Source organism: Mycobacterium sp., from assembly GCF_049683935.1.
In the GTDB taxonomy this organism is placed as follows: Bacteria; Actinomycetota; Actinomycetes; order Mycobacteriales; family Mycobacteriaceae; genus Mycobacterium.
In genome coordinates, this window is record NZ_JBAUJR010000246.1 from 1 (window position 1) to 11008 (window position 11008).

At 67.0% G+C, this 11008-nt stretch carries 7 protein-coding genes; all 7 read left to right on the forward strand.

All coding sequences use genetic code 11. The annotated features are described in order from the left end of the window. Window positions 1-119: 119 nt before the first annotated feature. The 7 genes from WA965_RS14215 (at window position 120) to WA965_RS14245 (ending at window position 10874) form a co-directional block, all read left to right on the forward strand. Window positions 120-1544: an HNH endonuclease signature motif containing protein gene (locus WA965_RS14215; protein WP_526294396.1), complete on the forward strand. Its 1425-nt coding sequence runs from the start codon at window positions 120-122 to the stop codon at window positions 1542-1544. Between the two features lie 28 nt (window positions 1545-1572). Then, the gene (locus tag WA965_RS14220; protein WP_178359244.1) at window positions 1573-2016 is read left to right on the forward strand and encodes an NINE protein; all 444 of its coding nucleotides are present in this window, start codon (window positions 1573-1575) and stop codon (window positions 2014-2016) included. Further along, a complete protein-coding gene (locus tag WA965_RS14225; protein ID WP_526294397.1) occupies window positions 2006-2404 on the forward strand; it encodes a DUF2752 domain-containing protein in 399 nt (132 codons plus the stop codon). The genes WA965_RS14220 and WA965_RS14225 overlap by 11 nt, the downstream gene beginning before the upstream one ends. An 83-nt stretch (window positions 2405-2487) precedes the next feature. Further along, window positions 2488-7035, forward strand: a complete 4548-nt coding sequence (gltB, locus tag WA965_RS14230) for a glutamate synthase large subunit (RefSeq protein WP_526294402.1) — start codon at window positions 2488-2490, stop codon at window positions 7033-7035. Then, window positions 7028-8536, forward strand: a complete 1509-nt coding sequence (gene gltD, locus WA965_RS14235; RefSeq protein WP_526294398.1) for a glutamate synthase small subunit — start codon at window positions 7028-7030, stop codon at window positions 8534-8536. Before gltB ends, gltD begins: the two co-directional genes overlap by 8 nt. Window positions 8537-8563: 27 nt before the next feature. Further along, entirely contained in the window at window positions 8564-9982 is a 1419-nt protein-coding gene (gene pyk, locus WA965_RS14240) for a pyruvate kinase (RefSeq protein WP_526294399.1), read from the forward strand. Between the two features lie 19 nt (window positions 9983-10001). Next, a complete protein-coding gene (locus WA965_RS14245; RefSeq protein WP_526294400.1) occupies window positions 10002-10874 on the forward strand; it encodes an acyl-CoA thioesterase II in 873 nt (290 codons plus the stop codon). Window positions 10875-11008: the final 134 nt, after the last annotated feature.

Sequence of the window (11008 nt, forward strand, 5' to 3'; positions counted from 1 at the left end):
AGGCCCACCGCGTGCGCGTCCCTCACCTCATCACGGACACGCCGAACACCGCACTCTCACACCAAAAACCACCGCTGAACAGCGGAAAAGCACCCACGAAAACCCGTGGAGCGCCATGTATGTTCGAAGATCGTCCGGCGGCTGAGCTCATCGACGTGATGAGCGCGGCCGCTCGCGCGGAATCGATCGCAATTGCTCAGCGGTTGGCCGCGGTCGCGGCGCTGCATACCCAGCGGGCTCGCGACTATGCCGAGCGGAAGCTCTGGCTGTGTGATGCGACCGTCGCGGTCGCGGCCGAGGTGTCGGCGGCGCAGAACATCAGCCGGGCGCGGGCGAGCGGTCAGGTGCGAGCCGCAGTGGCGTTACATGAGCGGTTGCCGAAGGTGGCCGCGGTGTTCATCACCGGCGCCATCGATTACCGCATGGTCTCGGCGATCATTGCGCGCACCGACAATGTCGATGACGCGGTGCTTGTTGCGGTTGATGAGGCGATCGCGGCGCGCGCGCCGGGGTGGATGCGGCTGTCCGACAACAAGCTGCGCGACCGGCTCGACCTGTGGGTGGCGAAGTTCGACGAGGCCGGGGTGCGGATTCCGCCGGTGGCCAAGGACAACCGCTACTTCGATCTCTGGCCGCACGTTCCCGGGATGGCCTACGCCGGCGGCGTCCTCAACGCCGCGGATGCGGCGGCCCTGGATCAGCGGTTGGATGTGCTGGCCGACACGGTGTGCCCGAATGACCCGCGCACAAAATCGCAAAGGCGTGCGGATGCGTGTGGAGCACTGGGCCGCCAAGAAGCTTCGCTGGTGTGCCGGTGCGGGTCGTCCGAGTGCCCTGCGTCGGTGCTGCGGGATTCAGCGGCGGACGTAGTGATCCATGTCCTCGCTGAGCGCGCCACCGTAGACGGGACTGGCGATGGCCCCGGATATCTGCCGGGTTTCGGGATTCTGCCGGCTGAGTCGGTGCGCGAACTCGCTACCGGCGCGACGATCAAACCGGTGGTTACGCCAAGCAGCGAGCCGGAGAAGGGCTATCGGCCGTCGTCGACGCTGGCCGATTTCGTGCGGTGGCGCGACCTGACATGCCGGTGGCCGGGTTGTGACGCACCCGTGGCGGACTGCGACCTCGACCACACCATGCCGTGGCCCTTCGGAGCGACCCACGCCTCGGACCTCAAGGCATACTGCAGAACCCACCACATCGTAAAAACGTTCTACACGGGCCCGACGGGGTGGAGTGATGCCCAGCGCCCCGATGGCAGCGTGGTGTTGACGGCGCCGACCGGGCACACGTACACCACCGAGGCGCACGGAGCGGCGCTGTTCCCGGCCCTGGCTCAGCCCACGGCGACGGTCGAGGCGTCGATGCCGGCCGAGTCGTCGGCCGACCGAGGGGCGAAGATGCCGAAACGTCGACGTACTCGCGGTCAGGAGCGCGCGGCGCGGATCAAACGGGAACGGCAACGGCGTCTCGAGATCAACGCCCAACTCGAACGTGACCATCAAGCCTGGCTGGCCGCCACCTACGAACCGCCGCCTTTCTGACGGGTGGGTGGTCTGGCATGCTGGACGCATGACGGAGCCCCAGTTCAGTGGCAACGAGGGTGGCAATTCGTACTTGCCTCCATCGCAGCAGCAGGGATACCCGCCGCCCGGCCAGTTCCCCCCGCCCGGGCAGTATCCGCCGCCACCAGGGCAATATGGGCCGCCGCCAGGCCAATACCCGCCCGCCTACGCCGACCCGTCGGCGCCCTACGGTCGGCATCCGATGACCGGCGAACCCTTCTCGGAGAAGTCCAAGGTGGTCTCCGGACTACTGCAGCTGCTCGGGCTGCTCGGCCTGGTCGGTATCGGACGCATCTACCTCGGGTACACGGGCCTGGGCATCGCCCAGCTCGTCGTCGGAATTCTCACCTGCGGCATCGGTGCCGTCATCTGGGGCATCATCGACGCGGTTCTGATCCTCACCGACAAGGTGCGGGATCCGGACGGGCGCCCGCTCCGTGATGGCACTTAGCACCAAACAGCGGATCGGCGCCCTCGGCACGGGAGCGCTGGTGGTGGGGAGCCTCGCCTACATCGGGATCGGCAATCCACACAGCCCCAGTTTCGTCTTCCCGCCGTGTCCGTTCCAGGCGCTGACAGGCCTGCTCTGCCCGGCCTGCGGCGGGTTGCGGATGACCCACGACATCCTGCACGGTGACCTGGCCGCCGCCCTGGTCGACAATGCTTTTCTCCTCATCGGGCTCCCGATGCTGTTGGCCTGGGTTCTGGTGCGGCGCAGCAAGGGGAAACCGGTGCTCAACCCACCGGCGTTCGTGGTCATCATCGCCGCGACGGTGACGTGGACCATTGTCCGGAATCTGCCCGGATTCCCGCTGGTCCCGACGATTCTCGACGGGTAGCCAACGCGCGGCGCTGATACACTCGCACGACGGGCCGGTGCAGTCCCTGACAAGGAATTTCAGGACTGCGGAGGCCCATGTCCATGCTGTTCTCGGCATTGCCCGAACCTCAAGGCTTGTACGACCCCGACAACGAGTCGGACTCGTGCGGTGTTGCCATGGTCACCGATATCCGGGGTCGGCGTTCGCACTCGATCGTCGCTGACGGTCTCACCGCGCTCGAGCATCTCGAGCACCGTGGCGCGGCGGGCGCGGAACCCAACAGCGGCGACGGGGCGGGCATCCTGATCCAACTTCCCGTCGACCTGCTGCGCGACGTCGTCGATTTCGACCTGCCGCCTTCTGCGGCCGACGGCACCAACACCTTCGCTGCCGGCACCTGCTACCTGCCCCAGGACCAGGCCGCCCGATCGGCCGCACGTGAATCCGTCGAGGCCATCGCCGCGGAGGAGGGGCTCGAAGTACTCGGGTGGCGCGACGTGCCCGTCGACCCCGTGGGCGCTGAGATCGGCGCGACTGCGCTGGGGTGTATGCCGCACATGTCGCAGCTGTTCGTTGCAGCACCCGGCCACCACCTCGGTGGTGTGGACCTTGATCGCCGGGTGTATCCGATGCGAAAGCGTGCTGAGCGCACCGGCGTCTACTTCCCGTCCCTGTCGGCCCGCACCATGGTCTACAAAGGCATGCTCACGACAATGCAGCTGCCCCAATATTTTCCGGACCTGCGTGACGACCGTTGTGTCAGCGCCATCGCGATCGTGCACAGCCGTTTCTCGACGAACACCTTCCCGTCGTGGCCATTGGCGCACCCGTTCCGCTTCGTCGCGCACAACGGTGAGATCAACACGGTGCGCGGCAATCGCAACCGCATGCACGCCCGTGAAGCCATGCTCGGCAGTGCCCGCATCCCTGGTGACATGAGCAGGCTTTCGCCAATCTGCACGCCGAAGGCCTCTGACTCGGCGTCGTTCGACGAGGTTCTCGAACTGCTGCACCTCGGCGGCCGCAGCCTGCCCCACGCCGTGTTGATGATGATTCCGGAGGCGTGGGAGAACAACACCACGATGGATCCCGCCGAGCGGGCCTTCTGGCAGTTCCACGCATCGCTGATGGAACCGTGGGACGGGCCCGCCTGTGTCACCTTCACTGATGGGACACTCGTCGGAGCTGTGCTGGACCGCAACGGATTACGCCCGGGACGGTGGTGGCGCACGATCGACGACCGGATCATCCTCGCCAGCGAGAGCGGCGTACTGGACGTGCCGTCCGCCGAGATCGTGGCCAAGGGCCGGTTGCAGCCGGGCAAGATGTTTCTCATCGACACGGCAGCGGGCCGCATCGTCTCCGACGACGAGGTCAAAGAGCAACTCGCCGAGGCCGAACCGTATGGCGAATGGCTGCACGCCGGACTTCTCGACCTCAAGACGCTGCCTGATCGTGCCCGGGTCCAGCCTAACCACGAATCGGTGGTCCGCCGCCAGGTCGCCTTCGGCTACACCGAGGAGGACCTGCGCATCCTGCTCACCCCGATGGCGGCCTCGGGGGCCGAGCCACTGGGATCGATGGGAACCGACACGCCCACCGCGGTGCTCTCGCAGCGCTCGAAGCTTCTTTACGACTACTTCGTCGAACTCTTCGCCCAGGTGACCAACCCGCCATTGGACGCCATCCGCGAAGAGGTGGTGACCTCGATGTCGCGGGTCATGGGTCCCGAGCACAATCTGCTCGAACCCACTGCGGCGTCATGTCGCCAGATCATGCTGCGCTGGCCGGTACTGGACAACGACGAACTCAACAAGATCGTCCACATCAACGACGACGGAGAACAACCCGGTCTGCGCACCGCTGTCCTGCGGGCTCTCTACGATGTCGAACGCGGCGGTGAAGGTCTGTCTGAAGCTCTCGAGGATCTCAGGCTGCGGGCATGCGAGGCGATTGCCAAAGGTGCTCGCACACTGGTGATCTCGGACCGCGACTCCGACCACACCAAGGCGCCGATTCCGTCGCTGCTGGCCGTCTCGGCGGTGCACCACCACCTGGTGCGCACCAAAGAGCGCACGGCGGTGGCGTTGGTCGTCGAGTCGGGTGACGCCCGAGAGGTCCACCACATCGCGATGCTGATCGGCTTCGGCGCCGCCGCGGTCAACCCGTACCTGGCCTTCGAGTCGATCGAGGATCTGATCCGCGAGGGGGAACTCACCGGCATCGAGGCGGCCACCGCGGTCCGCAACTACCTCAAAGCACTCGGCAAGGGCGTGATGAAGGTGATGAGCAAGATGGGCATCTCCACCGTCGCCTCCTACACCGGCGCGCAGGCCTTCGAAGCGGTCGGCATCAACAGGGACGTCATCGACGAGTACTTCAGCGGCACGCCCACCCAACTCGGAGGCATCGGCCTCGAGGTCATCGCCGAGGAGGTCAAGCTCCGTCACCGCCGTGCCTATCCGGAGAACCCCACCGAGCGGGTGCACCGGCGGCTGGAGGTCGGAGGCGAGTACGCGTTCCGGCGTGAGGGCGAGCTGCACCTTTTCACCCCGGAAGTGGTTTTCCTGCTTCAGCATTCGACGCGCACCGGCCGCTACGAGGTCTTCCAGAACTATTCGGATGAGGTGAACCGACTCGCCCGCGAGGGCGGCGCACTGCGCGGACTCTTCGATTTCCGCAAGGACCTGCGCGAGCCGGTGCCCCTCGAGGAAGTCGAGTCGGTCGAATCGATCGTCGCGAGGTTCAACACCGGGGCGATGAGCTACGGGTCGATCTCCGCCGAGGCGCACGAGACGATGGCCGTCGCGATGAACGCACTCGGTGGCCGATCCAACAGCGGTGAAGGTGGGGAGGATGTGGACCGCCTGTACGACCCGACGCGCCGCAGCGCGGTCAAACAGGTGGCATCCGGGCGCTTCGGGGTGACCAGTGACTACCTGGTCAACGCCACCGACATCCAGATCAAGATGGCCCAGGGCGCCAAACCCGGTGAGGGCGGTCAGCTTCCGGGCTACAAGGTGTACCCCAACATCGCCAAGACCCGGCACTCCACTCCGGGTGTGGGATTGATCTCCCCGCCGCCGCATCACGACATCTACTCGATCGAGGATCTCGCACAGCTGATCCACGACCTGAAGAACGCCAACTCCGATGCCCGCATCCACGTCAAGCTCGTGAGCTCGGTCGGGGTCGGCACGGTCGCCGCCGGGGTGTCCAAGGCCCACGCCGATGTGGTGCTCATCTCCGGGTACGACGGCGGCACCGGCGCAGCGCCACTGACCAGCCTCAAGCATGCCGGCGCGCCGTGGGAGATCGGGCTGGCCGACACCCAGCAGACCCTGGTGCTCAACGGCCTGCGTGATCGCATCACCGTCCAGTGCGACGGCGGCATGCGCACCGCGCGTGACGTCATCGTCGCCGCACTGCTCGGCGCCGAGGAATACGGGTTCGCCACCGCGCCGCTGGTCGTGGCGGGCTGCATCATGATGCGCGTCTGCCACCTCGACACCTGCCCGGTCGGCGTCGCGACGCAGAATCCGGAACTCAGAGCGCGGTTCAACGGCAAGCCGGAGTTCGTCGAGAACTTCTTCCGGTTCATCGCCGAGGACATCCGCAAATACCTGTCGGAGTTGGGGTTCCGGAGTCTCGACGAAGCGGTGGGACACGCCGAGGTGCTCGATACCGACATGGGGGTGGCCCACTGGAAGAGCAAGGGTCTGGACCTGAGCCCGATCTTCGCGATACCCACCGATGCCCACGGTGTCGAACTGCCCCAGCGCAGGCGGGTCCGCGACCAGGACCACGGCCTGGACCACGCACTCGACCGGACCCTCATCCAGCTTGCCGAGGGCGCGCTCGAGGACGCCCATCCGGTGAGGCTCGAGTTGCCGGTCCGCAACGTCAACCGCACGGTCGGGACGCTTCTCGGCAGCGAGGTCACCCGGCGCTTCGGCGCCCAGGGGCTACCGGATGACACCATCCATGTCACCCTCACCGGCTCGGCGGGCCAGTCGATCGGCGCGTTCCTCCCGCCCGGCATCACGATGGAGCTCATCGGTGACGCCAACGACTATGTGGGCAAGGGGCTTTCAGGTGGCAGGGTGATCGTCAGACCTCAGGACGATGTGTTGTTCCTGCCCGAGGACAATGTCATCGCGGGCAACACCCTGCTCTACGGCGCTACCGCGGGCGAGGTGTACCTGCGGGGGAAGGCGGGTGAGCGGTTCGCCGCCCGCAACTCCGGCGCACTGGCCGTCGTGGAGGGTGTGGGCGATCACGCCTGCGAGTACATGACGGGCGGCCGGGTCGTGGTCCTGGGCAAGGTCGGCCGCAACATGGCCGCGGGGATGTCGGGCGGCATCGCGTTCGTCCTGGGCCTGGATCCCAAGCGGGTCAACGCCGACATGGTGGAACTGCAGCGCCTCGAACCGGAGGACCTGCTGTGGTTGCGTGAAGTGGTCACCCAGCACGCCCGCTACACCGGAAGCACGGTGGCGACGTCGCTGCTGTCGGACTGGCCGAGGCGCAGTGCGCTGTTCACCAAGGTCATGCCGCGCGATTACCAGCGGGTGCTGCAGGCCACCCGGATGGCCAAGGCCGAGGGGCGCGACGTCGACGCAGCGATCATGGAGGCAAGCCGTGGCTGATCCACATGGGTTTCTCGAGGTACACCGCATCGACGCCACCAAGCGGCCGGTGGACGAACGGGTCGGCGACTGGCGGGAGGTGTACGAACAGCAGGACCCCCATCAGCGCGCGGGGGAGGTGTCCCAACAGGCCCGTCGCTGCATGGACTGCGGAATTCCCTTCTGCCACTCCGGAACCGCCGGCTGCCCGCTGGGAAACCTGATCCCGGAGTGGAACGATCTGGTACGCCGGGGACGCTGGGACGCGGCCAGCGATCGGCTGCACGCGACGAACAACTTCCCGGAATTCACCGGCCGGCTGTGCCCCGCGCCGTGCGAGGCCGCGTGTGTGCTGTCGATCGCCGAGGAGCAGACGGGCGGCAGCGTGACGATCAAACGCATCGAGCAGACGATCGCCGACCAGGCGTGGATGGACGGCCTCATCGAACCGCAGCCGGCGGCGATCTCCACCGGCAAGCGCGTCGCAGTCGTCGGCTCCGGCCCCGCCGGGCTGGCCGCAGCCCAGCAGCTCACCCGCGCCGGCCACGACGTCACCGTCTACGAGCGTGACGACCGGATCGGCGGACTGATGCGTTACGGCATCCCCGAGTACAAGCTGGAGAAGTCGGGTCTGAATCAGCGCCTGGCTCAGATGCGCGCCGAGGGAACACGTTTCGTCACCGACTGTGAGGTGGGCGTCGACCTGACGATCGAGGCGCTCCGGGCGCAGCACGATGCCGTGGTGCTTGCGGTCGGGGCGCTGCGGGCGCGCGACAACGACGTGGAGGGGCGACATCTCAACGGCGTGCACCTGGCGATGGAGCACCTGGTGCCCGCGAACAAGGAATGTGAGGGCGACGGTCCCAGTGAGATCAGCGCCGCAGGCAAGCACGTCGTGATCATCGGCGGCGGTGACACCGGGGCGGACTGCCTGGGCACCGCCCACCGGCAGGGTGCCGCGTCGGTGACCCAACTGGACTACAACCCCGAACCGCCGGAGTTGCGCGACGACTCGCGCTCACCGTGGCCGACGTGGCCGATCGTGCTGCGCACCCGGCTGTCGCCCGCCCACGCCGAGGGCGGCGACCGCCGGTACCAGGTGGCGGTGCAGCGCTTCATCGGCGACGAGCAGGGCAACCTGCGGGCGATGGAGATCGCCGAGGTGAAGGTCGAGCGCGACGCCACCGGCCGACGCCATATCGTGCCCGTCGGGGACTCGTTGGAGATTCCGTGCGAGTTGGCCCTGTTGGCGATCGGATTCGACGGTGTCGACCACATGCCGCTGCTGGACGGGCTCGGGCTCACGCTCAACCGGCGCGGTGCGCTGCCGTGTGGCCAGGACTGGCAGACAGACGCCCCCGGGGTGTTCGTGTGTGGCGACGCCCATCGCGGCGCGTCGCTGATCGTGTGGGCGATTGCGGAGGGCCGCAGCGCCGCACACGCGGTGGACAGTTTTCTGATGGGGGAGTCCGACCTTCCCGCGCCGGTCAGGCCGGGTGCCCTTCCGCTGGCCGTCGTCTGAATCGATTAACGACTATGCTCAACAGCCGTGAATAGACGCGGAAAGATCGTCTGTACGCTCGGCCCCGCCACCGCCTCGGAAGAGGCGGTCAGGAAGCTGGTCGAGTCCGGAATGGATGTCGCCAGGCTGAACTTCAGCCACGGCGACTACTCCGACCACGAGTCGAACTACAAGCGGGTCCGGGCAGCCTCCGACGTCACCGGGCACGCCGTCGGAATCCTGGCTGACCTGCAGGGACCCAAGATCCGGCTGGGCCGGTTCGCCGACGGTCCGGTCGTCTGGGCCAACGGTGAGACGGTGCGGATCACCGTCGAGGATTTCGAGGGTAATCACGGCCGGGTGTCGACGACCTACAAGCGGTTGGCGCAGGACGCCTCCCCGGGGGACCGGGTGCTGGTCGACGACGGCAACGTGGGCCTGGTGGTGGAGCACATCGACGGCAACGACGTGGTGTGTTCGGTCACAGAGGGCGGCAAGGTCAGCAACAACAAGGGCATGTCGCTGCCCGGCATGAACGTCTCGGCCCCGGCGCTGTCGGAGAAGGACATCGACGATCTCGAGTTCGCGCTGCGGCTCGGTGTCGACCTGATCGCCCTGTCATTCGTGCGGTCGCCCGCCGACGTCGAGTTGGTGCACGAGGTGATGGACCGGGTGGGCCGTCGTGTGCCCGTCATCGCCAAGCTCGAGAAGCCGGAAGCCATCGACAATCTCGAGGCCATCGTGCTCGCCTTCGATGCGATCATGGTCGCCCGCGGTGACCTGGGCGTGGAGCTTCCTCTCGAGGAAGTCCCGCTGGTTCAGAAGCGTGCCATCCAAATGGCAAGGGAGAACGCCAAACCCGTCATCGTCGCCACCCAGATGCTGGAGTCGATGATCGAGAACTCCCGCCCGACCCGCGCCGAGGCGTCCGACGTCGCGAACGCCGTGCTCGACGGTGCCGACGCCGTGATGCTCTCGGGCGAGACCTCGGTGGGCAAGTTCCCGTTCGAAACGGTCAAGACGATGGCCCGCATCATCTCGGCCGTCGAGGACAACTCGGTGGCCGCGCCGCCACTGACGCATGTGCCCCGTACCAAGCGCGGCGTCATCTCCTATGCCGCGCGTGACATCGGCGAACGCCTCGATGCAAAGGCCCTGGTCGCGTTCACCCAGTCCGGTGACACGGTGCGCCGCCTCGCCCGGCTGCACACTCCGCTGCCGGTGCTGGCGTTCACCGCCCTGCCCGAGGTCCGCAGCCAGCTCGCACTGACCTGGGGCACGGAGACCTTCATCGTTCCGCACATCGAGACCACCGACGGCATGATCCGCCAGGTGGACAAGTCGATGCTGGAGATGGGGCGCTACCGGCGGGGCGACCTGGTGGTCATCGTCGCAGGCGCGCCTCCGGGCACAGTAGGCTCCACGAATCTGATCCACGTCCACCGCATCGGGGAGGACGACGTCTAGTTCCGGGGGCGAGCCGACGGTGAGTGACTTCGACGAGCTGCTGGCGATCCTGCAACTCGACCGACTCGACGACAGCCTGTTCCTCGGCACCCATCCGAGCAAGAACCCCATCCGCACCTTCGGTGGGCAGATGATGGCGCAGGCTTTCGTCGCGGCCGGCCGAAGCCTGGACAACCAGTTGCCGCCCAGCGCGATGTCCGTGCACTTCATCGCCGGCGGCGACCCGGAGCTCGACCTGGAGTTCCACGTCGTCCGGTTACGTGACGAACGCCGGTTCGCCAACCGTCGTGTGGATGTGATGCAGAAGGGGCAGTTGCTGACCTCGGCGATGGTGTCGTATCTGACCGGCGGCCGCGGACTCGAGCACGGCGTCGAGGCGCCACAGCTCGACGACCCCGAGAACCTGCCGCCCATCGACGATCTGCTGCGCGGCTACGAGGACGTGGTGCCGCACTTCGCCAACGCGCTGCGCCCGATCGAATGGCGCTACACCAACGATCCGGCCTGGGTGATGCGCGACAAAGGGGAGCGCCTCGCCCACAACCGGGTCTGGATGAAGGCTCGCGGCGCCATGCCCGACGATCCGGTTCTGCACGGGGCGGCGCTGGTGTACTCCTCGGACACCACGGTGCTCGACTCGATCATCACCACCCACGGGTTGTCGTGGGGCTACGACCGGATCTTCGCGGTCACCACCAACCACTCCGTCTGGTTTCACCGGCCGTTCCGGTTCGACGATTGGCTGCTGTACTCGACGACGTCGCCGGTCGCGGCGGATTCCCGTGGCCTGGGCAGCGGCCATTTCTTCGACGGCTCCGGCCGGTTGCTGGCCACCGTGGTTCAGGAGGGGATCGTGAAGTACTTTCCCGGCCGCTCTACGGCGTCGGAGTGACCGTCAGCGAGAACTGGTCCTCGACCCGCTGGGTGAATTCGTCGGCGCAGGCCTCGATGGCCTGCTGATAGGACCCGGCCCTGCTGAGGCAGACGACGTAGTCGCTGCCGCCGACCTCCCGGAAACCCCAGACC

Excerpts from the sequence above, each read along its gene's own strand:
- WA965_RS14215 (WP_526294396.1), top strand. The coding sequence starts at position 120 with ATGTTCGAAGATCGTCCGGCGGCTGAGCTCATCGACGTGATGAGCGCG.
- WA965_RS14220 (WP_178359244.1), top strand. The coding sequence starts at position 1,573 with ATGACGGAGCCCCAGTTCAGTGGCAACGAGGGTGGCAATTCGTACTTG.
- WA965_RS14225 (WP_526294397.1), top strand. The coding sequence starts at position 2,006 with ATGGCACTTAGCACCAAACAGCGGATCGGCGCCCTCGGCACGGGAGCG.
- gltB (WP_526294402.1), top strand. The coding sequence starts at position 2,488 with ATGCTGTTCTCGGCATTGCCCGAACCTCAAGGCTTGTACGACCCCGAC.